Here is a 24,798-nt window from a genome sequence, read left to right as displayed (position 1 = left end):
TGCGGGTTTGTTTGCGCTTACCGGCGTACTCGGCGTCAGCGAAGGTCATCTGCTTCATGGGGAAACTCAGCGGGTGGAATCCGGGTATTTTGCCAAAATCTGGAAGTCTTCTTCAGAGTTTCCCTAAACAAACGGTGGCAGCCGTAAGCAGTTAGTCCACCGGTCGCTTGGAACCCGGCGCACACGAGGGTGTGCTGCGCACAGCTACCATAAGATGCAGGCGATGGGGATCCTTTGCGCAGCAATCCGATGCAAACATTATGCGCCAACAACTGTCTCTTTTAAGTTGACAGTAAGACTCCTTCCACCCGATTTATCCCTCGTCACCCACCCATTAATCTGTGCCCATGTTGAACGCAACGCCCAACCAACCTAAACAAAAAAGGATTCAACCATGAGCACTGCAACCTACAACCGCTTGAACAAAGACGACGCCATTGTTCTGCTGGTCGATCACCAGACCGGCCTGATCTCCCTGGTGCAGGACTTCTCCCCCAACGAGTTCAAGAACAACGTGCTGGCTCTGGCTGACCTGGCCAAGTTCTTCAACTTGCCGACCATCCTCACCACCAGTTTCGAGCAAGGCCCTAACGGCCCGCTGGTGCCGGAGTTGAAGGAGATGTTCCCGGACGCGCCGTATATCGCTCGCCCTGGTCAGATCAATGCCTGGGACAACGAGGATTTCGTCAAGGCGATCAAGGCCACGGGGCGTAAGCAAATCATCATTGCCGGTGTGGTGACGGATGTGTGTGTGGCGTTCCCGACGTTGTCGGCGCTGGCGGAAGGGTTTGAGGTGTTTGTGGTGACGGATGCGTCGGGCACGTTCAACACCACGGTGCAGCAGGCGGCGTGGAGCCGGATGACACAGGCCGGTGCACAGTTGATGAACTGGTTCTCGGTGGCGTGTGAGTTGCACCGCGACTGGCGCAACGATATCGAAGGGCTGGGGAATTTGTTGTCCCAGCGGATTCCTAACTATCGCAATTTGATGAACAGCTACTCGGCCCTGTCTGCTCGCCAGAGCTAAGACTGCCATGCTCCGTATTGAGCCTGCCTGAAAAGGCAGGCTTTTTTATGGGCGTAGATTGAGATGCGTGTGGGTGACGCGGAGCGTCACTGGATGCATTACCACGCGGAGCATGGGAACGATCAACTTCCTTAATCCAGGATCAAGTGCGGCAGAAACCGGCTTGAGTCCTTGGTGATCAAGCTATTGTCCTCTCGCACACCTATGCCAGCGGCCTGGTCGCCAATTACCCAAGAGCCGATCAGCGTGTAGCTGTCCCCAAATTTTGGCAGCGGTGCGAACTCCTGAAGGATGAATGGCGCATCCGTGTAGGGGCCGTCTTCTTTTACGATCAGGCCGTCGGCGGTTTGTAGTTCGATGTTGGCGCCTTCCCGGGAGAAGAACGGCTTGCGCACCCAGCCTTTTGGCACGGCCTTGCCTGGGTCGGTGTCCAGGTGGGACGCGAGCAGGTTGGGGTGGCCTTGGTTGAATTCCCACAGCAGCGGCAGGATGCCTTTGTTGGAGAGGACGGATTTCCACGCGGGTTCGAAGAACTGCGTGTCGCTCTTGGCAATCGCGGCACCAAAGGGCTCGTGGAAGATGAACTCCCAGGCGTGCAGTTTGAACAGGTGGGGGATCCAGCGATCTTCAAGGTCGACGAAGCGGCCCTCGCTGGTCAGGCCGATGTCTTCGATGTCGATGTGGCGCGATTCGATGCCGACCTTTTCGGCGACCAGGCGCAGGTAGTCGGTGGTGCCTTTGTCTTCGATGGAGTCTTTCATCGAGGCGAAGTAGAACGGCTGGTTGACCTGCAGTTGGGCGAAGGCCTGGTGCAGTTTGGTGTCGATGCTATTGAACTGGTCGGCGTGCTTGGGCAGCAGGCCGCGTTCGATGCATTGTTCCAGCCAGCCCCACTGAAACGCAGCTGCTTCGTAGAGGCTGGTGGGGGTGTCGTAGTTGAGCTCCAGCAACTTGGCGGGCCCGCTGCCGTTGTAGGAGAAGTCCATGCGCCCGTACAGGTGCGGGTGGCCTTCGAGCCATGAGGTTCGGATCATGTCGTAGAACGGCGCGGGGATGCTCAGGCGTTCAAGCAGTTCTTCGCTGTGGACCACGCGGGCGACGAGGTCCATGCACATGTCATGGAGCTCGGTGGTCGGGTCTTCGAGGTCGCGCTCGATTTGTTTGAGCGTGAACTGGTAGTACGCGCTTTCGTCCCAGTAAGGTTCGTCGTCGATGGTATGGAACAGGAAGCCAAGACTCTCGGCTGTGTGTTTCCAGTCATGACGCTCTGCGCATTGGATCTTCTTCATGGCCGGTTTCCTTAGCTGCTCGACCCGCCGCCCCAGCCGCTGCGTGCGCTGGCTTTGCTGCCGAAGCCGCCGCGGGAGGTGGCCGATGAAACCGAGCTCGACTTAGGTGAAGAGCGCAGCGTGTTGGTGTAATTGCTGCTGCCGTACCGGGCCTGATTGGAACGGCCAAAGGTCGCGCCATTGGACACGCGCTGGTTGAGCGTCGAATTACCGTAGTTGCCGCGATCATCGCGATAGCGGTACACCGGTTCCGAACGGTAGCTGTTGCGGTTGTTGCTCAGCATGTTGCCGATCAGCAAGCCGGTCAGCAGGCTGCTGGTGGAGAAGCCTGAGCCGCCGCTGCTGGCCTGAGCATTGGCCGCTTGCGCATTGGCAGCGTCGACCTGGGATTGGGTCACCTGGCCTTCGGCGGTCAGTTCGAAACCGCCCAAGCGCGGGATGAATTTGCCGGTGGAGTCTTGCTGGCACCAATCAGCGACAAAGTCGGCGTCGCAATCGGCCTGGCTGTCATACACCGGCGCAATGCGGCGATGCTCGGCCATGGCCGTCATGTAGGCGTCCGAGCAGACGTCTACCGGAAGTTTTTCATCGGCGCATTGCTGTACCGATTGGAAGTTGTACTTCTTTTGCAGGTCGTAGGTTTTTTCCGTTGGGCCACAGCCGGATATCGCCATGGCGACCGACGCTGCCAGCGACAGCTGGACGTACTTGCTTCGTTTCATCGGGAGCTCCGTGGGCAATCAGTTCGAGGTGGGCGTCATGCACGCGGCATTCAGCATGCCGACGCTGATGGCCACCGCGGCCACGTAGATACCGGCCGCCAGTTCGCCCTTCTTGATGCGCTCGGACGTGCCTTTGAGCACCAGGCTGGTCAGCAGGAACGCCAGCAGTTGGACGACGGCGGCGATCACGGCCCAGACGATGAAGTCGAGAACGTTGATCGAGTAGGCAATCACATTGCTGGCCGGAATGGCGAAACCGACGATGGCACCGCCCAGGGCGACCGCTGCGGAGGTGTTGCCCGCACGGATCAGTTCGAACTCCTTGTGCGGGGTGATGCGGGTGTAGATGAACTGGAACAGCGCGAACAGTACCGCAGCCCCCAGGATGTAGAGGACAAAGCCGAGCACCGCAGCTTTGTTGAGGGAGATGGAGAGTGCTTCTAGCATGGACGGCTTCCTTTTTTTAGAGCGTAGTCAGGTCGGTGGTGTACAGCGAAATGCCCAGGGATGTGCTCAGGCTGATGGTGCCTTCGGCATCTTCTTCGACGGAGAACAGCAGGAACTCTCGACGGTCGGTCAGGCCGGTGTCGCGGGCGTATAGCATCGAACGGTGCTCGACGCTGTAGGTGGCTTCTGGGCTGGTGACCTGTTCGCTCATCGCCACCAATTCGGTCTGGCCGTCCTCGCTGCCCCACTCCCGGAAGTACTCGACGCCGTCGTGGATGTAGGTCGGCAGCCCGATCAGGCTCTGTGGGCCCGCCAGCCTGCGCAGTTCCGCTTCACTGCTGATGGTGACGTAGCTGAGGTAGTTGAACAGAATCACTGACTCGACCTGGCCCGCTATCTGGCCGGTGGTGTGCACCTGCAACCAATAATCTTCGTCGTTCATGTAATAGCGCGACAGCCAGGTGGACTGGCCAAGATCGATGGTGCCATTGCTCCAGATTTCCTGGGAGCCGGGGATCACCACGTTGGTTTTTTCATCGAGCAGCAATTTCAGGGTCGTGTCAAACATCACGCCCTTGCCCGGCGCCAGGCCCAAAGGACCGGTAGCAGGCAGGCTTGGGCTGGCGGTTCGGCTCGAGTCGGTAGTGGCTTTTGGGGCCTCAAGCCCCATCAACTGTTTAAGCCATCCCATGGGAGATTTCCTTAAGGCGAGTGGAAGCGATGTAGAAGAGTTCGCCGCCTTTGACCTCTGTGGCACTGGGCGGGTTGATCGACGGCTGCTGAACACCTTTGGCGCGATAGCCAATGAGGGTGGCGTTGTGGCGCTCCTTCATCTGCGTGTACAGCTCGCCGAACGTTGCCTCAAAGGCGTCGGGTAATTTCATCAGGTACTGGGTGGCGCCCTGCCCCACGCACAGCAACTCATTGATGACCACCGACGAGCCCGGATCCTGAGAGGCGCGCACCAGCATTTCGATAGCCATGCTGGACGTGCATTCCAGGCGCGGGGCGTAGGAGCTGGCCAGTGCAGCGATTTCACTTTCGTTGAAGTGGGCGACCACATGCCCGACGGGGCTCAGTTGATTCACCGCCAGCACGGTGGCCAGCGTCAGGTCATCAGACGGGGTTCGCACCAGCACACGCTCGGCACCGGGCACACCGGCACGCAGCAACAGTGCGGTGGAAGACAGGCTTTCGCCGCGGATGAACGCTGCTTTGCCCGGCATCGGATTTTCTTCAAGGCTGCAATCGCAGATCACGATCAGGTTGTCGTTCGAGGTTTCGTCTTGCAGCAACAATTCAATCACCCGCTCGCTGGACGCGCCCTCCCAGCCGATCAGCACGGTATGGCCGACCTTGCCGGTGAAATCACCTTTGCCCTTCATGCCTTTTCTCCATGCATCGATAACACTGCTGGTGGTTTTGCCGATGGCGGCCGTGAGCAGCGCAATGCCCCCGAGCATGACCCAGGTCGCCACGAAAATTCGTCCCGCCGAGGTCTGCGGCGCGAGGTCGCCATAGCCGACGGTGAGTGTGGTGGTGAGGTAGAAGTAGATAAACGTGGCGGGAGCGGTGAGGTGTTGTTCGCCCAGCAACACCAGGCCCAGGTAAGCCGTGCTCAGGTGGACACCCAAGGCAACGATCAGCCCTGCCCAACCGAAGCGGTGAAAGAGGGACGAGGCGTACATGCGTAACAGTAGGAAAATCGACATTTGGCCCCTGGCTCCCTGGGTGCTTGAATCCTGACGACAGCATCGCCTCGGCGTCTGGATGCTCAAGTGCGTTCACCCGGCATTAAACCCGCTGCGCGGCGTGGATAGAAGTACCTTGGCTGCAATAAATCCGGCGAGCGCACCAAACAGATGCCCTTCGAAGGAAACGCCCTGCCGCGGAAGGAAGCCCACGACCAGTCCGCCATACAGCAAAGCCACGACAGCGGCTGTTAGCAAATTGCCCCAGCTTCTGTGAAACCAGGCGCGAGACAGCAGATAGGCCCATAGCCCGAACACCCAACCGCTGGCGCCGACGTGTACGCCCGAAAAACCAAACAGCCAGACCAACAAGCCGCCCAGCAGAATGATGATGGCGCTGACGGCGATGAACCGGTTGACCCCTTCGATGATGACCAGAGAACCCAGGATCACAAAGGCAATCAGGTTGGCGCTCAGGTGGGCGAAGGAGGCGTGCAAAAACGGCGAGGAGAGGATGCCGAACAGACCCTGCACCGTTCTCGGGATTAGCCCGAATGCCATGAGGCTGTAACCGGTCGCCACATTGAGCAGTTGCAGCGCGACCATGAAGAGGGCCAGGCCTGCGATTGTCTTGAAACCCTTCAAGGCGTTCATCCTGACCTCAACATACAAAAGAAAGGCACTGCGACTGTGGCGAGGGAGCTTGCTCCCGCTGGGGCGCAAAGCGGCCCCAAAAACAGGACTGCTGCGCAGCCCAGCGGGAGCAAGCTCCCTCCCCACAGAGTTGCAGGCTTAACTGACCTGCGTTGATTACTCAGCCGACTTTTGCTTCAGACGCTCCAGAATCGCATTGGCACTGCCTTCGTTCGGCGTGATGCCGGCATCGCGCAGTTTGCGCTCCAGGTCCGTGCCCGTTGACGCATCAGCCAGCTCATCCTGAGCTTGCAGCTCAGCGGCACGTTGCTGCTGCTTGGCCTGCAAGCGGTTGAGCGTACCGACGGCGGTTTCCAGCTTGCCGTTGGCACCACCGCTGGCAATGGAGGCACTGACCTGGGCCTTTTGCACGCTGTCGCGAGCCTTGGCCATGTCCACTTGCTGGCGCAGGCTTTTGATGCGGCTCTCGGCCTTGGTGATGTCTTTGCGCATGCTTTCAGCGTACCCACCGAACTCGGTGGTCTGCTTTTGCTCCACGTCCCGCTCGTTGGTCAGGGTCGAAATGGCTTCGGCCACTTCCAGGGCGAGGTCTTCACGGTTGGCCTGGATAGCGGCCATCGCCTTGGATTCCAGGTCTTTGATCTTGGCGTCGTACTCGCCAACGCGATCAGCCGCCAGTTTGTGCTTGGCCATGATGCTTACCAATTCACGCTTGGCGTTGGCCAAGGCGCTGTCGGCATCGCGAATTTCCTGGTCGAGGATGCGCAGGGCCTGTTGGTCGACGATCGATTCGCCGACTTCGCTGGCACCGCCACGCAACGCGGTGAACAATTTGCTCCAGATGGACTGAGTCATTGGATTTTCCCGAATAATTAAATGAAGAAACGTTCGAAGGCTTCGCTGGCGCGCTGCACGTTATCAACCAGGGTTTTCACCTCGGTCACGATGTTGGTCAGGCTGGAGTCGGAGCTGAGCGCACCGAACATGTTGTAAACCACCTGCCCGTTCGGCATGGACTCGATACCGATGGACGACAACGGGAACATCTCCCGGCTGCGCAGCACGGCGTCGTTGAATTTCGCGACATCGTTGATGGACTCGGCGTCGACCAGGACGGTATCCACGATGATTTGCTCGCCCACCACCGCGATGTAAATCGGCAAGCCACCAAAGTCGTTCATCTCCATCTTGATGCTGGACTCGGAGCCTTGGACGAGAGAAAGCGTAATGTCATTGGACGTCACGTCATCCAGCGCCTGAAGAGCACTGAAGAGGCGATCGATATTCCAGTTGGTACCTGCGCTCATGAAATTCTCCGACATGAATGAGCCAGCCAGGATCGGTTGGCGTAGCTGTTTCTCCATTTGCTTGAGCAGGCTTCGGTTTTCGGGAAGCACCCAAGTCTCGTGTTTCACATAACCGGCCGCCGCCAGCCCCGCACGCATCTGCTTCATGTAAAAGCTCGACGGCTTTTTTGCGGACGGCTTCAAGCGCTCTCCCTTGAGGCTTGTTGAATCGGTATCGGGCCCAGTTGATGGGCTCGATGGAGAGCTGCTGTTCATGGTACTGACCTCGCTGTGAAAAACTCACGCGTGAGAAAATCTACAGGCAATCCGCAAGGTACTCAATAGCTCACGCGTGAGATTTTTCCTTACATTTTTCAACCACCGAAAAGCCCCTGGCTACCCCGCCAACTCTCGCTCGATTTGCTCGTCTGCCGGGAAGTTTGTCCAAAAGCGCGACTTGATGGCACCAAGACAATTGTGCAGCAGCCTGTTGCACAATTTTCCGAATCCGACCACGCCTTAGCAAAAGCACGCCTGTACTTGAAATCGCGCGGCGAAGAACCCTGATGTCAGGGAAGGCAGGCTAGCCAGCCCACAGTACCGTCACAAGCATTCGAGAACAGTTCAGGAAGGGTCCCGCGTACCTCACATAAAGGTCCTGCTGGCACTTGACTCTCCCCTATACGGCACCCCCTACCCTGAATGCCCTTTTCTCAGAACTTATCACCATGAGTCAGCGCATTCTGGTCATTCTCGGCCACCCGTCCTCCGATAGCTTTTGTTCCGCCCTCGCGCGCACCTATATCCACGCTGCGAAAACGGCCGGCCACGAAGTCCGCGTCCTGCGCCTGGGTGATCTCAGGTTCGACCCCATCCTTAATCATGGCTATACCCAGGCACAGACGCTGGAGCCCGACTTGCTCAGCGCCCAGTCCGACATCCTTTGGGCCGAGCACCTGGCGTGGGTGTTCCCTGTCTGGTGGGGCGGTGTCCCGGCACTGATGAAGGGCTTTATCGACCGCGTTTTCCTACCCGGCTTTGCCTTCAAATACCGCGCAGGCAAGGCATTCCCAGACAAGTTATTAAAGGGCAGAACCGCGCACTTGTTAGTGACCCTGGACACGCCGTCGTGGTATTACCGCTGGGTTTATCGCATGCCGGCCATCCACCAAATGCGGCGCACCACGCTGGCGCTGTGCGGCATCGCGACGAGCAAGACGCTGCTGTTGGGGCCGGTGCTGGGCTCTTCGCTGACGCAGCGGGCCAAGTGGCTGAAACAGGCCGGCGCACTATTTGAAAAAGGGAGTTTTCATGTACATCGGCAAAGCCGCGCAGTTGTCCGGCACGACCATCAAGGCGATTCGTCACTATGAGGCGATCGGGCTGATGCCAGCACCTGCGCGTGAGGGCGGTTATCGCGTTTATACCGCGCAGAGTGTCGAGCGGCTGATGTTTATAAAGTGCGCGCAACAGCTGGGGTTCAAGCTCAAGGAATTACAGGAGATTTTGCAGGGGTACGAGGGTGACGCGCTTCCTTGGGACAAGGCTGATCAAGCCATCGCCAATAAGAAGCAAGCGTTAGCCATGCAAATTGTGGCATTGCAGAATATGCATCGGGGTTTATTGGTCTTCGAGGCCCAATTGAAAGCGGCGCAGGGGGAGTGCTCGGTCGCCACGAAGGCAAGCTGAGACTCGGTGAGCCGAATAAACTCATCAATCGGCTTACACCACCGTGTGTGCGCCACTCATTTGCCCCAATCCCCCATGTCTGCTAGTGTCGCGCCGGTTTACCGTCTACCGGAATTGCCGCCATGGCCCGCAAAAAAGTTGCACTCGATTTCGAACAATCCCTCGCCGACCTGCAAGCCCTGGTCGAGCGTCTGGAGAACGGCGAGTTGTCGCTGGAAGACTCGTTGACAGCGTTTGAGCAAGGCATCGGCCTGACCCGCGACTGTCAGAGCGCGTTGGCGCAGGCGGAGCAGAAGGTCCAGGTGTTGCTGGAGCGTGACGGGGAGTTGGCCGAAGAGCCTTTCGATGCGGAACAGCCGGAATGATCAGCGCATACCAGGCCAGTAGCCAAGCCCGGGTGAATGCCGCGCTGGAGCCCCTGTTTGTTGCGCCAAGCCCGGAAATGACGCGCCTCTATGAGGCCATGCGCTACAGCGTGATGAATGGCGGCAAGCGTGTGCGCCCGTTGCTGGCCTATGCCGCCTGCGAAGCTCTCGGGGCGCCGGCAGCCGAGGCGAATGGTGCGGCCTGTGCGGTCGAGTTGATCCACGCCTATTCCCTGGTGCACGACGACTTACCGGCAATGGACGACGATGATTTGCGTCGCGGCCAGCCCACCACCCACAAAGCCTTCGATGAGGCCTACGCAATTCTGGCCGGAGATGGCTTGCAGAGCCTGGCGTTCAGCGCATTGCTGGACCCGCGCTTGAGCAGCGTCAACGCCGAGATCCGCCTGCGCATGGTCACCGCCTTGGCCCACGCCGCAGGCCCGGCTGGCATGGTCGGCGGGCAAGCCATCGACATGGGCTCGGTCAGCCTCAAGCTGGATCAAAAAGCCTTGGAACACATGCATCGCCACAAGACCGGCGCGCTGATTGAGGCGGCCGTGCAGTTGGGCGCCCTGGCCAGTGGCCGCGCCGGCGCCGAGCAATTGGCGGCCCTGCAGACCTACTCCCGCGCTATCGGCCTGGCCTTCCAGGTGCAGGACGATATTCTCGACGTGGAAAGTGATACCGCCACCCTCGGCAAACGCCAAGGCGCCGATATCGCACGGGACAAGCCGACTTATCCTGCATTGCTGGGGCTGCAAGCCGCCAAGGCGTATGCCGTCGAGCTGCGCGACCAGGCCCTGGATGCCCTGCGACCTTTCGACGCGGCGGCCGAGCCACTGCGTGACCTGGCGCGGTATATCGTCGAACGTCGCCACTGACAGCCGCGGCCATTTGCGCCGCATATCGGCCAAGTTAGGCCCTCTGCGTGGGCAGTTTGCACGGCTTGAGGTAAACTGCCGCCTCTTCTATACCTATAACGATTCGCCTGATGCCCACGACGTTTCAAGAGATTCCCCGCAAACGCCCGTCTACGCCCCTGCTCGACCGTGCTGCCACGCCGGACGGCCTGCGTCGACTGGGTGAAGCCGAGCTGGAAACCCTGGCCGATGAGCTGCGCCTGGAATTGCTCTACACGGTCGGCCAGACCGGTGGGCATTTTGGCGCCGGGCTGGGCGTGATCGAGCTGACCATCGCCTTGCATTACGTGTTCGACACCCCGGACGACCGGCTGGTGTGGGACGTGGGCCACCAGGCGTATCCGCATAAAATCCTCACCGGCCGTCGCGAGCGCATGGCCAGCCTGCGCCAGAAGGACGGCCTGGCCGCCTTCCCGCGCCGTTCCGAGAGCGAGTACGACACCTTTGGCGTCGGCCACTCCAGCACGTCCATCAGTGCAGCGCTGGGCATGGCGATTGCCGCCCGCCTGCAAGGCAGTGAGCGCAAGGCGATTGCGGTGATTGGTGATGGCGCGCTGACCGCAGGCATGGCCTTCGAAGCGCTGAACCATGCGCCGGAAGTGGACGCCAACATGTTGGTGATCCTCAACGACAACGACATGTCGATTTCGCGCAACGTGGGTGGCCTGTCCAATTACCTGGCGAAGATCCTCTCCAGCCGTACCTACGCCAGCATGCGCGAAGGCAGCAAGAAAGTGCTGTCGCGCCTGCCTGGCGCGTGGGAAATCGCGCGTCGCACCGAAGAATACGCCAAGGGCATGCTGGTACCCGGCACCCTGTTCGAAGAGCTGGGCTGGAACTACATCGGCCCTATCGACGGCCACGACCTGCCCACCCTGATCGCCACGTTGCGCAACATGCGCGACCTCAAGGGCCCGCAATTCCTGCATATCGTCACCAAAAAAGGCAAAGGTTTCGCTCCGGCGGAAGTCGACCCGATTGGTTACCACGCGATCACCAAGCTCGAACCCCTCGATGCCCCCGCCGCCGCGCCGAAAAAAGCCAGCGGGCCGAAGTATTCCGGGGTGTTTGGCGAATGGCTGTGCGACATGGCCGCCGCCGACCCGCGTCTGGTAGGGGTTACCCCGGCGATGAAGGAAGGCTCCGATCTGGTGGCGTTCAGCGAGCGTTTCCCGCTGCGTTACTTCGACGTGGCGATTGCCGAGCAACACGCCGTTACCTTCGCGGCCGGCATGGCCTGCGAAGGCGCCAAGCCAGTAGTGGCGATCTACTCCACCTTCCTGCAACGCGGTTATGACCAGCTGGTTCACGATGTGGCGGTGCAGAACCTCGATGTGCTGTTCGCCATCGATCGCGCCGGCCTGGTAGGCGAAGACGGCCCGACCCATGCCGGCAGTTTCGACCTCTCGTACCTGCGCTGCATCCCCGGCATGCTGGTGATGACTCCGAGCGACGAGAACGAACTGCGCAAGATGCTCAGCACCGGCCACCTGTACAACGGCCCGGCCGCTGTGCGGTACCCGCGCGGCACCGGCCCGAACGCCGTGATCGAAAAAGATCTGGAGCCGATTGAAATCGGTAAAGGCATCGTACGTCGCCAAGGCAGCAAAACCGCGTTCCTGGTGTTTGGCGTACAACTGGCCGAAGCCTTGAAAGTCGCTGAGAAGATCGACGCTACCGTGGTCGACATGCGGTTCGTCAAGCCACTGGATGACGCGTTGGTGCGCGAGATCGCCGCTGGCCATGAGCTGCTGGTGACCGTCGAAGAGAACGCCATCATGGGCGGCGCCGGTGCGGCGGTCAGCGAGTTCCTGGCGCGGGAGAATATCCTCAAGTCGGTGCTGCACCTGGGCTTGCCGGATGTATACGTTGAGCACGCCAAGCCGGCGCAGATGCTGGCTGAATGCGGGTTGGATGAGGCGGGTATCGAGGCGTCCGTTCGCGAGCGCCTGGCGCTACTGAATCTGTAATCTGCCCCAAATGTGGGAGCTGGCTTGCCTGCGATGACGGCGGCACATTCGCTAACAATGTGTCAGATACACCGCTATCGCAGGCAAGCCAGCTCCCACAGTGGTTTTGCATGACCTTCGAATGCTATGGACAGCCCATGAAACGCCTGTGCCTTGCCCTGCTGCTGCTACCCTGCGCTGACCTGCTCGCCGACACCCGCGACCAGGCCCTGAAGCTCTCCGACGTGGTCATCAGCGCCAACCGCCAAGTCCAGGCGCGTAATGACAGCAGCGCCGCCAACACCGTATTCACCCGCGCCGACATCGACCGCCTTCAGCCCACCAGTGTCACCGACCTGCTCAGCCGCGTGCCGGGCGTGCAAGTTGCGCCAACCGGTGGGCGTGGCAGTTTGCCGGGGATTTTCATTCGCGGCACCAAGTCGGCGCAGAGCCTGGTGCTGGTGGACGGCCAACGCATCGCCAACACCACCTCCGGCGACAGCGGCTTGCAATACCTCAACGTCGATCAGATTGAACGGGTGGAAGTGCTGCGCGGTTCACGTTCGGTGATTTACGGCAGCGATGCGATTGGCGGGGTGATTCAGGTGTTCACCCGGCGCAATGCCGAGCAAGGCTTGCAGCCGCGCTTGAAACTTGGCTTTGGCAGCAACCAGACCTGGGAGCGCAGCCTGGGCCTGTCGGGCGGCGATGAACACACGCGTTTCAACCTGGGCGCGAGCCTGGATGAAACCACCGGTATCAACGCGAGCCACGCGTCGTTTCCCAGTGACGGCGACCATGATGCCTACCGCAACCAGTCCATCAGCCTGAACCTCAGCCATTCGTTCAGCGATGAGCTGGAGGCGGGCTTCAACCTGTTGGATAACCGTGGCAAGTCGGAGTACGACAACAGTTATGGCCGCTACGACGGCGCCACCGGGCAGAGCCTGGGCCAGAAACCCTACACCGACTACACCGTGAGCAGCGCCAGCGGCTATCTCGATGCCAAGCTCAATGACAACTGGCAGTCGCGCCTGGAGCTGGGCCACAGTGAAAACCGCGACACCAAGCGCGATACCCTCAGCGATGATTACAGTGCATTCAACACCTACCGCGACTCGGTCAATTGGCAGAACGACCTGACCCTGGATGAGCAAAACAGCCTGATCGTCGGCGGCGACTGGTACGAAGACCGTTTCCAAGGTTCTACCACCTTTACCGAGAACAGCCGCTGGAACCGGGCAGCTTTCGTGCAGCATCGCTTCCATAGCCAGTGGTTTTCCACCGAGCTGGGCCTGCGCCGCGACCAGAACCAGCAGTTCGGCGGCCAGAACAGTTGGAGCGGCACCCTGACCTTGCCGGTCAACCCTGACAATGACCTGCTCTTGAGCTACAGCGAAGGCTTTCGCGCGCCGACCTTCAACGACCTCTATTACCCCGACACCCAGTACAGCAACCCCAACCTGCAGCCCGAGACATCAAAGAGCTACGAGCTGCAATGGCGCAGCCAACTGAGCGACAGCACGCGCCTGGAAGCCTCGCTGTATCGCACCGACCTGAGCGACGCGATTATCCTTGACGCTGGCAAGCCGCAAAACGTGGCGTCGGCGCGGATCAACGGCTTTGAAGCGGCGCTCAAGCAGGAACTGTTTGGCTGGCAGGGCAACCTGGGCCTGTCGCTTATCGACCCGCGTGACCGTGACAACGGCCACACCCTGGCACGTCGCGCCCGGCGAACGGTGAACCTGGATCTGGACCGGCAATTTGATCAACTCGGTCTCGGCGCCAGCTGGCAAGCGATCAGCAGCAGCTACGACGATGAAGCCAACCGCAACCGTCTGGGCGGTTATGCCTTGTTGGGGCTGCGCAGTAGTTGGGCGTTGAACCGGGAGGTGTCGTTGTCGTTGAAGGTGGATAACGTGCTGGACAAGTCTTACGCACGGGCGAAGTACAGCTACCTCGGGGAAAGCCAGAATTATCGTGAAGAAGGTCGGGTGTGGATGGTTGGGGTGACGTGGACCCCTGAGATCTAAGTAGCCTGATCCGGCGTCATCGCAGGCAAGCCAGCTCCCACAGGAGAATGCATTTCAATTGTGGGCTGGCTTGCCTGCGATAGCGTTGTCACAGGTTCGGCGCAATCACCTGGCACAACCGCCCTACCGCCTCCAGCATCTGCCCGCTGGGCCGTTCCAGGCCCTTGTCCGGCACTAACCGTACCCGAGCCGCCATCGCTGGCCATGCCTTCCAGGCCTCCTTCTGAGCCTGATCCCCCACCAGGATCACCTCGGGGTCTCGCGCCAGCACCGATTCGATATTCACCTGCGGCGCCGGCAACTTCAGGTCATCAAACACATTGCGCGCCCCGCACACGCTGAGGGCATCGCTGATGATCTGCCCACCGCCCACGGTGTACAGCGGCTGGTTCCACACTTGGTAGAACACTCGCAGCGGCTCGACCCGCTGGTAGCGCTGGCGCAACTCGGCCAAGCGCTGACGCAGTTGTGCCGCGAGCGGGTGCCCTGCCTCAGCGCGGCCCAATTGCTCGGCAATGGCCTGCACCTGGGCTGTCAGTTGTTCAAGGCTGTGGGGTTCGGCGACGTACACCGGGATATTCAACCGCTGGAGCTGCTCGCGCTGGGCCGGGCCGACGCTGCCAGGCCACAGCAGGATCAAGTCGGGCTTGAGGCTGAGCAGGCGCTCCATGTCCAACTGGCCGTAGTGCCCGACCGAGGGCACCTTCGCCAACGCCGCCGGGCGGTCACCACCGTCAAGCACGCCGACCAGCAAGTCCTCGGCACCCAGCTCAAGCACGATTTCGGACAGTGACGGCGCCAGGCTGACAACCCGCTCGACCGCCAACGCCTGGGCACTGACTACCAGCAGCAGCGCCAGCCAATAGCGCTTCATCCCAACTGACGCGGTATGCGATAGAGGTAGAACAGCACCAGCGTCGACAGCGCCAACAGAAACAGCGGCACCGCCTCCAGGCCGACGAACACCGCCAGCGCACCGATCCAGGCCGGTAACGCTGCAACCAGCAACGCCGTGCGCCGACGCGCCGCCAGGGTGATCCAGGCTGCGGGCTCTTCAGCAGTATCAAGGGCTTTGGAGGTGGCGATCAGCGCGTGTTTGTAGGCGTGAAAATAACGCAGGCTGAGAAACATCGAGGCCACGCCGGCGATGAAGAACGGCATGGCCAATACGGGCAACAAGGATTCAGCACGGCCAAACAGCAGGTTGATCACGAACAAGGGCAGCAACGCCAGGGCCAGGTACTGCCACCAGTTGAAGGACAGTCGCCGTTTCACCTGGCCACGGGTCACGCGCGGTCGACCTCGCCCTGGTGCTCGTTGCCCATCATGTGATCGAGCTTGCTGGCTTTGGTGGCCAGGTAGAGTTTGTTGTGCGGGTTATGCCCGGTGTGCAGTGGTACGCGCTCGGCCACGGTGATGCCCATCTCGGTCAAGGCTTTGACCTTTCGGGGGTTGTTGGTCATCAGGCGCAGGGATTTGACCCCCAGGTGCTCGAGCATCGGCAGGCAGATGGCGTAGTCGCGCTGGTCGGCAGCAAAGCCCAGGCGCTCGTTGGCCTCCACGGTGTCGGCGCCGCCATCTTGCAGTTCGTAGGCGCGGATCTTGTTCAACAGGCCAATGCCCCGGCCTTCCTGGCGCAAGTACAGCAGCACGCCACGCCCTTCACGGGCGATGGCCTGCAGTGCGGCCTCCAGTTGCGAGCCGCAGTCACAGCGCTGGCTGAACAGCGCATCGCCGGTCAGGCACTCGGAATGCACACGCCCCAGCACCGGCGCGCCATCGGTGATGTCGCCGAGGCTGAGCACAACGTGCTCGCGCCCGGTGGCTTCTTCAAGAAAGCCGTTCATGGTGAACGTGGCAAAAGGGGTAGGCAGCTTGGAAGCGGCGACGAAAACGACGGGCACCGTGTGCTCCTGATTTCAGATTTCACAGAGGCGGGCATTGTAACAGCACGTTCCTACAGACGCTTAAGCTGAATTATCGCTGATAAAGATCAATAGGTTCGATTGGCCTTTGAGTCAGTTCTATGGGCGTCAGAACGGATACGGCTGTTTCCAGCGTTCGAATATCGCTTTCAACTCACCGGTCTGGACCAGGATACCCAAACGCTGGTCATACACGGCCATCAATGCCCTGCCGCGCTCGGTGTCGGCAAAGCCTACGTAGAGCGGTAATTCAGCAATATGGGTGAGTTTGAACAGCGCCGGGTCTTGCGCCTGGCTGAGCACGTATTTGGCTTCGGTGAGGGCGTCGATATAAAAATCGGCACGGCCGTGTTGCAGCATTGGCAGAATGCCGCTGCGCCGCTCGATCTGGTTGAAGCGGCGCACGGTGGGCAGGTATTCCTCGTATTTATAGCCGCGCACCCAGGCCAGGCGGTAGTTGCCCAGGGTCGCCAACGTCGGCGTGGGTGAAGTTGCCAGCCCGAGAGCGTAGACATGATCGGCGTCGAAGTTCCAGCGCGGGTACAGCACTGCGCTGACCTCATCGCGGTAGGTGCCGACACAACCATCCGCCTCACCACGCTGGGCCAGGCCGACCGATCGGGTATAGGGCACGCTGCGAGTTTCCAGGGTAATGCCTGCTGGCTCGAAGACGCGGCGCAGCAGGTCCCAGGCCAGGCCGCTACCATCTCTGTTGGTGTAGTCGTTCCACTCCTCACTGGCCAGCACGATTTTACCGGGCACGGGAGTGTCCGCCTGGGCCAGGGAAACGAAGGAACACAGCACGATCAGCAGCCAGCGGCATGCAGCCATAGTCACGGCCTCTTACTCGGGATAATCGTCTAAAGGGTAGCGCAGACCGCCGGCTCAGGGCGTCTGGCGAAAATGCTGGTAGCCGCGCACAGCCGGGGTGATGTCCTGGCCGTCGCCGTCGAGCAGCGTCACGCCGTGCCCCGTTTCGACCCGACCGACCACATGCACCGGCCAGCCATCCGCCTGCAACGGCGCCAACTCGGACGGTGGCAAAGTGAACGCCAACACATAGTCGTCGCCCCCGCTCAACGCCGCTACTTGAGCCTGGTCTTCACCGACAAACGCCAGCAAGGCCTCGGACAACGGCAACCGCTGGCGCTCAACCACCAGGCGCACCGCTGACGCCTTGGCGATATGCCCACAGTCAGCCAACAGCCCATCGGAGATATCCATCGCCGCTGTCGCCTTGCCCCGCAGCGCCAGCCCCAAGGCCAGCTGCGGTTGCGGCGACCAGTAATGCGCCAACAGCGGCTCGGCGATTGCTGCGTCAGCCGTGCGTTGCCCCAATACCAGCGGCAAGGCACCAGCGGCATTGCCTAACTCGCCGCCCACACACAGCAAATCGCCCGGCTGTGCACCGTTGCGCGTCAAGGCCTGGCCAGCCGGCACACGGCCGAACACGGTCAGGGTCAGGCTCAGCGGCCCACGGGTGGTATCGCCGCCCACCAAGCCTACGCCGCAGCTTTGCGCCATGGCGTTCAAGCCTTGGGCATAGCGTTGCAGCCAATCGGCTTCGACGCTCGGCGTGGTCAGGGCAAGGGTAAAGGCGAGGGGGTGGGCGCCCATGGCGGCCAGGTCGCTCACCGCCACGGCCAGCGAGCGCTGGCCGAGCAGGAACGGGTCACAGGGGTCGGCAAAATGCACGCCAGCCACCAGCGTATCGGTGGAGACTGCCAGTTGCTCCCCGGCGGGAAGCGCCAGCAAGGCGCAGTCGTCGCCGATCCCCAGGGCAATGCCTTCGCCGCCTTGCGCACAAGGCGCGGCGGCGAAGTATGTGCGGATCAGCTCAAACTCACCCATTGAGGAATCAAGCGCAGATTAGCGCTTGTGTTCCTTCACTTCGGCTTCACGCAGGCGTGGGGCCAGCTTGTCGAGCACGCCGTTGACGAACTTGTGGCCGTCGGTCGAACCGTAGACTTTCGCCAGTTCGATGCCTTCGTTGATCACGACGCGGTACGGCACGTCGACGCGCTTGAGCAGCTCCCAGGTGGACAGGCGCATCACGCACAGCTCAACCGGGTCGAGTTCTTCGATGGTCAGGTCCAGGCATGGCGCCAGGGCTGTGTCGATCTCGGTCAGGTTGGCATGCACGCCGTGCAGGATGTCGTGGAAGTAGCTCTGGTCGGCGAAGGTGAAATCGTTATCGACGCGAAACTGTGCCTCGATTTCGTTCAGCGAAGCGCCCGCCAGGTGACGCTGGTACAGCGCCTGGGTCGCGAGTTGACGCGCCTTGCGGCGCTTCTCGCTCTTGGACGGTTTGCCGGCATCGGCAGGACGCGGGTCCTGAGGGTTGAACTGATCGCTTTCGTCGGAAATCACTTGGCCTCCAACTGCGACAGCAGGCTGACCATTTCCAGGGCGGACAAGGCAGCTTCAGCGCCTTTGTTACCGGCCTTGGTGCCGGAACGCTCGATGGCTTGCTCGATGGAATCCACGGTCAGTACGCCGAAAGCGACTGGCACGCCGAACTCCATGGACACCTGGGCCAGGCCCTTGGTGCATTCGCCGGCTACGTATTCGAAGTGCGGGGTGCCGCCACGAATGACCGCGCCCAGGGCGATGATCGCCGCGTATTCACCCTGCTGAGCAACTTTTTGCGCAACCAGTGGAATTTCGAAGGCGCCAGGGGCACGGATAAGGGTGATATCGCTCTCGCTCACACCGTGGCGAACCAGGGCGTCAACCGCACCGCTTACCAGGCTTTCAACCACGAAGCTGTTGAAGCGGCCAACCACCAGGGCATAGCGGCCTTTGGGGGCGATGAAGGTACCTTCGATGGTCTTCAGGGTCATTCGACAAATCTCTTAAAGAGCCGGGACGCGAAAAGTGCGTCCCTCAGTGATGATTTAACCGCGAACAAGGGGCAAAAATCGCCGGCCTTTATTCGGAGGGCACGTATTCTACAACTTCCAGGTCGAATCCGGATATCGCATTAAATTTCATCGGTGCGCTCATCAGGCGCATTTTGCGCACGCCCAGGTCGCGCAGGATCTGCGAACCGGCACCGACGATGCTGTAGGTGGTCGGTTTTTTCACCGGCACGGCGTCGGCGGTTTCGCGGATGTGCGCCAGCAACACGTCACCATCGAGCGGGTGACCGAGCAACAGCACCACACCGCTGCCGGCCTCGGAAACCGCAGCCATGGCGGCGCGCAGGCTCCAGCGGCCCGGCTGCTTGACCATCAACAGGTCACGCAGTGGGTCCATGTTGTGCACGCGTACCAGGGTCGGTTCTTCGGCGCAAATGTTGCCCAGGGTCAGGGCCATGTGCACGTCGCCTTCCACTGAATCACGGTAGGTCACCAAATTGAATTGGCCCAGTTCGCTGTCCAGTGGCTGCTCGGCAATCCGCTGAACGGTACGTTCGTGGATCATCCGGTAGTGAATCAGGTCGGCGATGGTGCCGATCTTGAGGTTGTGCTCTGCGGCAAAGGCTTCGAGCTCAGTACGACGGGCCATGGTGCCATCGTCGTTCATCACTTCGCAGATCACCCCGCTTGGCTCGAAACCGGCCATGCGCGCCAGGTCGCACGCGGCTTCGGTGTGACCAGCGCGGGCCAGGGTACCGCCCGGTTGGGCCATCAGCGGGAAGATGTGGCCGGGGCTGACGATGTCTTCAGCCTTGGCGTCTTTCGCCGCCGCAGCTTGCACGGTGCGGGCGCGGTCAGCGGCGGAAATGCCAGTTGTGACGCCCGTGGTGGCTTCAATCGATACGGTGAACTTGGTGCCGAAACCCGAGCCATTGCGCGGCGCCATCAAGGGCAGCTTGAGCAATTCGCAGCGTTCGCGGCTCATGGGCATGCAGATCAGCCCACGGGCGTGCTTGGCCATGAAGTTGATGTGCTCGGGCTTGCACGCTTCGGCAGCCATGATGATATCGCCTTCGTTCTCGCGATCTTCGTCATCCATGAGGATGACCATCTTGCCTTGGCGGATGTCTTCAACCAGTTCTTCGATGCTATTGAGCGCCACGCGGCACCCCCTTGGTCAGGATTTCAGGTAGCCGTTAGCGGCCAGAAAACTTTCGGTGATGTTGCCTGATGCAGGCTCTGCGGCCTTTTCGCCCAGCAACAGGCGCTCCAGGTAACGGGCAAGCAAGTCCACTTCCAGGTTCACCCGGCGACCCGGCTGGTACGAGGCCATGATGGTTTCGCTGAGGGTGTGGGGAATGATGGTCAGTTCAAATTCAGCGCCATTCACGGCGTTCACGGTCAGGCTGGTGCCATCGACGGTGATCGAGCCTTTGTGGGCGATGTACTTGGCCAGCTCTTTTGGCGCGCGGATACGAAATTCCACGGCGCGAGCGTTTTCGCTGCGGGCCACCACTTCGCCGACACCGTCGACGTGGCCGCTGACCAGGTGACCGCCCAGGCGGGTGGTGGGCGTCAGGGCTTTTTCCAGGTTGACCGGGCTGCCGGCCGCAAGATCGTTCATCGCGGTGCAGTCCAGGGTTTCCCGGCTGACATCGGCAGCAAAGCCGTTGCCCGGCAGTTCGATGACGGTCAGGCACACGCCGCTGACGGCGATGCTGTCGCCCAGCTTGACGTCGCCGAGGTCCAGCTTGCCGGTTTCAACCAGCAGGCGGACATCCCCGCCTTTGGGGGTCATTGCACGGATGCTGCCGATGGATTCGATAATGCCGGTGAACATTTCGTTCTCCTGAAAACGAGGGGGCTGACGCTCAAGCGCAGGCCGGGAATTATACGCTCACTGCTGGGACGGGGATGGCAGTGACTCGCCAGTCGTCGCCCACAGCGCGCATTTCGGTGATCTTGAGTTGGGGAGCATCGGCCAACTTATCAAGCGGCCAGTCCAGCAACGGGCGGGCAGCGGAGCCGAGGAACTTGCCGGCGATGAATATCACGTATTCATCCACCAGGCCTTGTTGGGCAAACGCGCCGGCCAGGCTTGGGCCGGCTTCCACCAACACATCGTTGACGCCACGGGCGGCCAGGGCGACCAATGCCGAGCGCAGGTCAACCTGGCCCTCCACACCTGGAACCACAAGGCACTCAGGCCCGCGGGGGAACTGGTTCTCCGGAGTCACGCAGGTGATGACCAATGCCGGGCCGGCCTTGAAGAACGGTGCGTTGAGCGGCACCCGCAGGCGGCCATCGATCAGCACGCGCAACGGCGGGCGCGACATGGCCAGGGCGGTGGTTGCGTCGTCCAGGCCCAGTTCGGCAGCGCGTACGGTCAAGCGGGCACCGTCGGCCAGTACCGTGTCGGCACCGGTCAGCACCACGCTGGCCTCGGCACGCAAGCGTTGCACCGCAGCACGGGCGGCGGGGCCGGTGATCCATTGGCTTTCGCCGCTGGCCATCGCCGTGCGGCCGTCCAGGCTCATCGCCAGCTTGACCCGCACAAACGGCAGACCGTGCTCCATGCGCTTGAGGAAGCCGGGGTTAAGCGCCCGCGCTTCGGTTTCCAGCACACCGCTGCGCACCTCGATACCCGCCTGGGCCAGGCGTTGCATGCCTCGGCCAGCCACTTCGGGGTTCGGGTCCTGCATGCCGGCCACCACCCGCGCGACGCCGGCGGTCACCAGCGCATCGGCACAGGGCGGCGTACGGCCATGATGACTGCACGGTTCAAGGGTCACGTACACTGTCGCGCCACGGGCCTTGTCGCCAGCGGCGCGCAGGGCATTGGGCTCGGCATGGGGCTCGCCGGTGCGCTCATGCCAGCCTTCGCCGACAATCTGCCCGTCACGCACTATCACGCAGCCGACCCGCGGGTTGGGGTGGGTGGTGTACAGGCCCTTGCGCGCCAATTCGAGGGCGCGGGCCATGTAGTGGGCGTCGAGCACAGCCTGTTCAGATGTCATTGTTTGGAGGGCTCACGGGCCAGGCGGTCGATCTCTTCGCGGAACTCATTGAGGTCCTGGAAGCGTCGATACACCGAGGCAAAACGGATATAGGCGACTTCGTCGAGCTTTTGCAGCTCGCCCATCACCAACTCGCCGACCACCAGGCTCTTGACCTCGCGCTCGCCGGTCGCCCGCAGCTTGTGCTTGATATGCACCAGCGCCGCTTCCAGGCGCTCGACACTCACCGGGCGTTTTTCCAGGGCGCGCTGCATACCGGCGCGCAGTTTTTCTTCGTCGAAAGGCTGGCGGCTGCCGTCGGACTTGATCAGACGCGGCAACACCAGTTCGGCGGTTTCGAAGGTGGTGAAACGTTCACCACAGGCCAGGCATTCGCGCCGGCGACGCACTTGGTCGCCCTCGGCGACCAGACGCGAGTCGATGACCTTGGTGTCGTTGGCACCGCAGAAGGGACAGTGCATGGTTGGCAGGCAACAAAAAATGGGAGGGCCATGGTAGCGCATCCCTGTGGCAAGACAAGCCATAGCCTTTACGGTATATAGGCAGGCTTATATGTTTGATATTTTTTAAGCCACGGATTTTGTCCTTTCTGGAGCCGTACATGCAGTTACGACCACTCGTTCTACTCAGCCTGTTCAGTTTTCTGGTCGCCTGCAGCAGCGAAGCCCCCAAGCCGGCCGCGCCTCAACCGACACCCGCGCAAGAGAAGAAAGTCCCGGGCATTGAAGACCTCGGCCCCCTGCCCGCCTATCAGCGCGAAATCAGCGGCAGCCTGACCAACGTGCCCGCCGGTGCCGAAGTCGAGATGGCGCTCTTGGTGATCGACGAGCGTTCGCGCCCGCAGCAACTGCTCGCCAGCAGCGTACTGAGCGGCAACGGCAAGCCTTTGGCCTTCCGCCTGCGCTTCAACCCTGAAGCCTTCCCGGCCGGTGCCCGCGTGGAATTGCGCGGTCGCGCCAGCCAGTCCGGCCAGTTGATCCTGCATCTACCTGCCGTGCGCGTCACCCAGGCGATCACCCAGAGCACCGGCCCCTTGCAACTCGTCAAGGCACCATGACACCACCGCTGCACCTGCAGCGTGCCTTGAGCGAACTGATCGGCGACGCGCAATTAGTGCCCTGCCCACTGCCGGGCACCGAATTGTCGCTGTGGCTGCTCGACGCCGACAACATGGACCGCGCCTTCAGCCAGGAAGAAACCCGGCGCATCCTGCATGAGCCTCCCTACTGGAGCTTTTGCTGGGCCAGCGGCCTGGCGTTGGCCCGCTACCTGGTGGCGCATCCCGAGTGGGTCGCCGGCAAACGCGTGCTGGATTTCGGCGCAGGTTCGGGAGTAGCCGGGATCGCCGCCGTCAAGGCTGGGGCCCTGGAGGTGGTGGCCTGCGACCTGGACCCACTGGCCTTGGCCGCTTGCCGTGCGAATGCCGAGCTCAACCAGGTGTCATTGAGTTATTCGGCAGACTTTTTTGCCGAAGCCGACCGCTTCGACCTGATCCTGGTGGCCGACGTACTCTACGACCGCGCCAACCTGCCGTTGCTGGATCAGTTCCTCACCCGCGGCCGCGAAGCGCTGGTAGCGGATTCACGGGTACGGGACTTCCAGCATCCGAATTATCAGCGGTTGGAGATCCTCGAGGCTTTGACCCTGCCGGACCTGGCCGAGCCTTGGGAGTTTCGCAAGGTGAGCCTGTACCATTCGCGGCGCGCTTGAGGCCCTCGCGGGCAAGCCCCAATGCCAGTCAGTTAAGGTTTTTTTGTAGGAGCGAGCTTGCTCGCGAAAAACTCACAGGCGCCGCGTTCATTCAGCAAGCACGCGTTATCGTTGACGATTTTCGCGAGCAAGCTCGCTCCTACAGTAGGCGATGGCCGCTTAACTGACTGCGATGGGGCAAGCCCGCTCCCACAGGGGAATGCATTTCAAGGTGAGAGCTGGTTTGCCTGCGATAGCGGTCTTGAATCCAGGATGCTTTCAGCCAACCTCGCCAGCCCTTATAGTTGCCCCCATTCCCGCTTTATTCGAGACGCCCCATGAGTGAGCCCACGCCGTACATCTTCGACGTCACCACCGCCAACTTCGACCAGGCCGTTATCCAGAACTCCTTTGAAAAGCCCGTATTGGTCGATTTCTGGGCCGAGTGGTGCGCCCCCTGCAAAGCACTGATGCCAATGCTGGCGAAGATTGCCGAGAGTTATCAGGGTGAGTTGCTGCTGGCCAAGATCGACTGCGAAGCCGAACAGGACATCGTGGCGCGTTTTGGCATTCAAAGCCTGCCGACGGTGGTGCTGTTCAAGGATGGCCAACCGGTGGACGGTTTTGCCGGTGCACAGCCGGAGTCGGCAGTGCGGGCGATGCTGGAGCCCCATGTGCAAATGCCACCGCCGGCTGCGGCGGATCCGTTGGAGCAGGCTCAGGCGCTGTTCAGCGAAGGGCGTATCAGCGAGGCCGAAGCGTTGCTGGTGCAATTGTTGGGCGAGGACAATACCAACGCCGCCGCTCTGATCCTGTATGCACGCTGCCTGGCTGAGCGCGGTGAGTTGGGTGAAGCCCAGGCCGTGCTCGACGCGGTCAAGAGCGACGACCACAAGGCCGCCCTGGCCGGGGCCAAGGCGCAAATCACCTTCCTTCGCCAGGCTGCGGATTTGCCGGACGCTGCCGAGCTGAAAAGCCGCCTGGCGCAAAACCCGCAGGATGACGAAGCGGCCTATCAGTTGGCGATCCAGCAACTGGCGCGCCAGCAATACGACGCGGCACTGGAAGGTTTGCTCAAGTTGTTTATCCGCAACCGCAGCTACAGCGAAGGCCTGCCCCACAAGACCTTGCTGCAGGTGTTCGAATTGCTGGGCAATGATCACCCGCTGGTCACGGTGTACCGCCGCAAGTTGTTTGCCGCGTTGTATTAACCCAACCTTGTAGGAGCGAG

Annotated in this window: 29 protein-coding genes; 10 read left to right on the top strand and 19 right to left on the bottom strand. The window is 61.2% G+C overall.

The window, feature by feature from the left end; all coding sequences use genetic code 11:
- Positions 1–394: 394 nt before the first annotated feature.
- Positions 395–1,027 (top strand): isochorismate family cysteine hydrolase YcaC, encoded by a 633-nt coding sequence (gene ycaC / locus GIW79_RS16725; protein ID WP_014720109.1) that lies wholly within the window; start codon positions 395–397, stop codon positions 1,025–1,027.
- A gap of 131 nt (positions 1,028–1,158) precedes the next feature.
- Here ycaC and GIW79_RS16720 read toward each other — a convergent pair whose 3' ends face one another.
- The 8 genes from GIW79_RS16720 to GIW79_RS16685 form a co-directional block, all read right to left on the bottom strand.
- The gene (locus tag GIW79_RS16720) at positions 1,159–2,316 is read right to left on the bottom strand and encodes a glutathionylspermidine synthase family protein (RefSeq protein WP_236453015.1); all 1,158 of its coding nucleotides are present in this window, start codon (positions 2,314–2,316) and stop codon (positions 1,159–1,161) included.
- Between the two features lie 11 nt (positions 2,317–2,327).
- Positions 2,328–3,038, bottom strand: coding sequence for a DUF1190 domain-containing protein (locus GIW79_RS16715; protein ID WP_181125279.1), 711 nt, complete (start codon positions 3,036–3,038; stop codon positions 2,328–2,330).
- Between the two features lie 18 nt (positions 3,039–3,056).
- The gene (locus tag GIW79_RS16710; protein ID WP_003194539.1) at positions 3,057–3,485 is read right to left on the bottom strand and encodes a DUF350 domain-containing protein; all 429 of its coding nucleotides are present in this window, start codon (positions 3,483–3,485) and stop codon (positions 3,057–3,059) included.
- Between the two features lie 16 nt (positions 3,486–3,501).
- Positions 3,502–4,176, bottom strand: coding sequence for a DUF2491 family protein (locus GIW79_RS16705; RefSeq protein ID WP_060764033.1), 675 nt, complete (start codon positions 4,174–4,176; stop codon positions 3,502–3,504).
- Complete coding sequence (locus GIW79_RS16700; RefSeq protein ID WP_198791690.1) at positions 4,163–5,197, bottom strand: ion channel; 1,035 nt, start codon at positions 5,195–5,197, stop codon at positions 4,163–4,165. The genes GIW79_RS16705 and GIW79_RS16700 overlap by 14 nt, the downstream gene beginning before the upstream one ends.
- A gap of 72 nt (positions 5,198–5,269) precedes the next feature.
- On the bottom strand, positions 5,270–5,830 hold the full coding sequence (locus GIW79_RS16695) for a rhomboid family intramembrane serine protease (protein ID WP_054896928.1): 561 nt from the start codon (positions 5,828–5,830) through the stop codon (positions 5,270–5,272).
- A gap of 156 nt (positions 5,831–5,986) precedes the next feature.
- Complete coding sequence (locus GIW79_RS16690; protein ID WP_057975573.1) at positions 5,987–6,685, bottom strand: PspA/IM30 family protein; 699 nt, start codon at positions 6,683–6,685, stop codon at positions 5,987–5,989.
- Between the two features lie 17 nt (positions 6,686–6,702).
- Positions 6,703–7,284 carry a YjfI family protein gene (locus GIW79_RS16685; protein ID WP_057975574.1) on the bottom strand — a complete coding sequence of 194 codons (582 nt, stop codon included), beginning with the start codon at positions 7,282–7,284 and terminating at the stop codon, positions 6,703–6,705.
- A 560-nt stretch (positions 7,285–7,844) separates the two neighbouring features.
- Here GIW79_RS16685 and GIW79_RS16675 point away from each other — a divergent pair.
- The 6 genes from GIW79_RS16675 to GIW79_RS16650 all read left to right on the top strand — a co-directional run bounded on the left by GIW79_RS16675 (position 7,845) and on the right by GIW79_RS16650 (position 14,075).
- The gene (locus tag GIW79_RS16675; protein WP_236453013.1) at positions 7,845–8,489 is read left to right on the top strand and encodes an NAD(P)H-dependent oxidoreductase; all 645 of its coding nucleotides are present in this window, start codon (positions 7,845–7,847) and stop codon (positions 8,487–8,489) included.
- A complete protein-coding gene (locus tag GIW79_RS16670; protein ID WP_054896931.1) occupies positions 8,428–8,805 on the top strand; it encodes a MerR family transcriptional regulator in 378 nt (125 codons plus the stop codon). The genes GIW79_RS16675 and GIW79_RS16670 overlap by 62 nt, the downstream gene beginning before the upstream one ends.
- 122 nt (positions 8,806–8,927) lie before the next feature.
- On the top strand, positions 8,928–9,170 hold the full coding sequence (locus GIW79_RS16665; RefSeq protein ID WP_003194556.1) for an exodeoxyribonuclease VII small subunit: 243 nt from the start codon (positions 8,928–8,930) through the stop codon (positions 9,168–9,170).
- Positions 9,167–10,054 (top strand): (2E,6E)-farnesyl diphosphate synthase, encoded by an 888-nt coding sequence (ispA, locus tag GIW79_RS16660; protein ID WP_034126861.1) that lies wholly within the window; start codon positions 9,167–9,169, stop codon positions 10,052–10,054. Before GIW79_RS16665 ends, ispA begins: the two co-directional genes overlap by 4 nt.
- Positions 10,055–10,164: 110 nt before the next feature.
- Positions 10,165–12,063: a 1-deoxy-D-xylulose-5-phosphate synthase gene (gene dxs, locus GIW79_RS16655; protein ID WP_057975577.1), complete on the top strand. Its 1,899-nt coding sequence runs from the start codon at positions 10,165–10,167 to the stop codon at positions 12,061–12,063.
- A gap of 137 nt (positions 12,064–12,200) precedes the next feature.
- Entirely contained in the window at positions 12,201–14,075 is a 1,875-nt protein-coding gene (locus GIW79_RS16650; protein WP_197900752.1) for a TonB-dependent receptor domain-containing protein, read from the top strand.
- Positions 14,076–14,163: 88 nt separating this feature from the next.
- On the opposite strand, the gene GIW79_RS16645 is transcribed toward GIW79_RS16650, so the two are convergent.
- From GIW79_RS16645 to nrdR, 11 genes are all read right to left on the bottom strand, one after another.
- Positions 14,164–14,949 (bottom strand): cobalamin-binding protein, encoded by a 786-nt coding sequence (locus tag GIW79_RS16645; protein ID WP_236453010.1) that lies wholly within the window; start codon positions 14,947–14,949, stop codon positions 14,164–14,166.
- Positions 14,946–15,365, bottom strand: coding sequence for a hypothetical protein (locus GIW79_RS16640; protein ID WP_044269046.1), 420 nt, complete (start codon positions 15,363–15,365; stop codon positions 14,946–14,948). The genes GIW79_RS16645 and GIW79_RS16640 overlap by 4 nt, the downstream gene beginning before the upstream one ends.
- Positions 15,362–15,979 carry a GTP cyclohydrolase II gene (gene ribA / locus GIW79_RS16635; RefSeq protein ID WP_005791841.1) on the bottom strand — a complete coding sequence of 206 codons (618 nt, stop codon included), beginning with the start codon at positions 15,977–15,979 and terminating at the stop codon, positions 15,362–15,364. The genes GIW79_RS16640 and ribA overlap by 4 nt, the downstream gene beginning before the upstream one ends.
- Before the next feature lie 129 nt (positions 15,980–16,108).
- Positions 16,109–16,831: a substrate-binding periplasmic protein gene (locus tag GIW79_RS16630; protein ID WP_054918163.1), complete on the bottom strand. Its 723-nt coding sequence runs from the start codon at positions 16,829–16,831 to the stop codon at positions 16,109–16,111.
- 54 nt (positions 16,832–16,885) lie between these two features.
- Entirely contained in the window at positions 16,886–17,851 is a 966-nt protein-coding gene (gene thiL, locus GIW79_RS16625) for a thiamine-phosphate kinase (protein WP_236453007.1), read from the bottom strand.
- A gap of 18 nt (positions 17,852–17,869) precedes the next feature.
- The gene (gene nusB / locus GIW79_RS16620) at positions 17,870–18,370 is read right to left on the bottom strand and encodes a transcription antitermination factor NusB (RefSeq protein ID WP_014720126.1); all 501 of its coding nucleotides are present in this window, start codon (positions 18,368–18,370) and stop codon (positions 17,870–17,872) included.
- A complete protein-coding gene (gene ribH, locus GIW79_RS16615) occupies positions 18,367–18,843 on the bottom strand; it encodes a 6,7-dimethyl-8-ribityllumazine synthase (RefSeq protein WP_003194576.1) in 477 nt (158 codons plus the stop codon). Before ribH ends, nusB begins: the two co-directional genes overlap by 4 nt.
- An 88-nt stretch (positions 18,844–18,931) precedes the next feature.
- The gene (ribBA, locus tag GIW79_RS16610; protein WP_003194579.1) at positions 18,932–20,023 is read right to left on the bottom strand and encodes a bifunctional 3,4-dihydroxy-2-butanone-4-phosphate synthase/GTP cyclohydrolase II; all 1,092 of its coding nucleotides are present in this window, start codon (positions 20,021–20,023) and stop codon (positions 18,932–18,934) included.
- A gap of 15 nt (positions 20,024–20,038) precedes the next feature.
- The gene (locus GIW79_RS16605) at positions 20,039–20,701 is read right to left on the bottom strand and encodes a riboflavin synthase (protein WP_014720128.1); all 663 of its coding nucleotides are present in this window, start codon (positions 20,699–20,701) and stop codon (positions 20,039–20,041) included.
- Positions 20,702–20,750: 49 nt separating this feature from the next.
- Entirely contained in the window at positions 20,751–21,878 is a 1,128-nt protein-coding gene (gene ribD, locus GIW79_RS16600; RefSeq protein WP_019818853.1) for a bifunctional diaminohydroxyphosphoribosylaminopyrimidine deaminase/5-amino-6-(5-phosphoribosylamino)uracil reductase RibD, read from the bottom strand.
- Positions 21,875–22,339: a transcriptional regulator NrdR gene (gene nrdR, locus GIW79_RS16595; RefSeq protein ID WP_019818855.1), complete on the bottom strand. Its 465-nt coding sequence runs from the start codon at positions 22,337–22,339 to the stop codon at positions 21,875–21,877. Before nrdR ends, ribD begins: the two co-directional genes overlap by 4 nt.
- Positions 22,340–22,479: 140 nt before the next feature.
- Here nrdR and GIW79_RS16590 point away from each other — a divergent pair, with 140 nt between their 5' ends.
- The 3 genes from GIW79_RS16590 to trxA all read left to right on the top strand — a co-directional run bounded on the left by GIW79_RS16590 (position 22,480) and on the right by trxA (position 24,778).
- Positions 22,480–22,935: a YbaY family lipoprotein gene (locus GIW79_RS16590; RefSeq protein ID WP_034133864.1), complete on the top strand. Its 456-nt coding sequence runs from the start codon at positions 22,480–22,482 to the stop codon at positions 22,933–22,935.
- Complete coding sequence (locus GIW79_RS16585; protein WP_057975582.1) at positions 22,932–23,588, top strand: class I SAM-dependent methyltransferase; 657 nt, start codon at positions 22,932–22,934, stop codon at positions 23,586–23,588. The genes GIW79_RS16590 and GIW79_RS16585 overlap by 4 nt, the downstream gene beginning before the upstream one ends.
- Before the next feature lie 317 nt (positions 23,589–23,905).
- A complete protein-coding gene (trxA, locus tag GIW79_RS16580; protein ID WP_019818859.1) occupies positions 23,906–24,778 on the top strand; it encodes a thioredoxin in 873 nt (290 codons plus the stop codon).
- Positions 24,779–24,798: the final 20 nt, after the last annotated feature.

Origin of the sequence: Pseudomonas sp. PA-7-1E (assembly GCF_021605325.1) — a bacterium.
GTDB classification, from domain to species: domain Bacteria; phylum Pseudomonadota; class Gammaproteobacteria; order Pseudomonadales; family Pseudomonadaceae; genus Aquipseudomonas; species Aquipseudomonas fluorescens_BV.
This window is presented reverse-complemented; position numbering and strand designations above follow the sequence as displayed.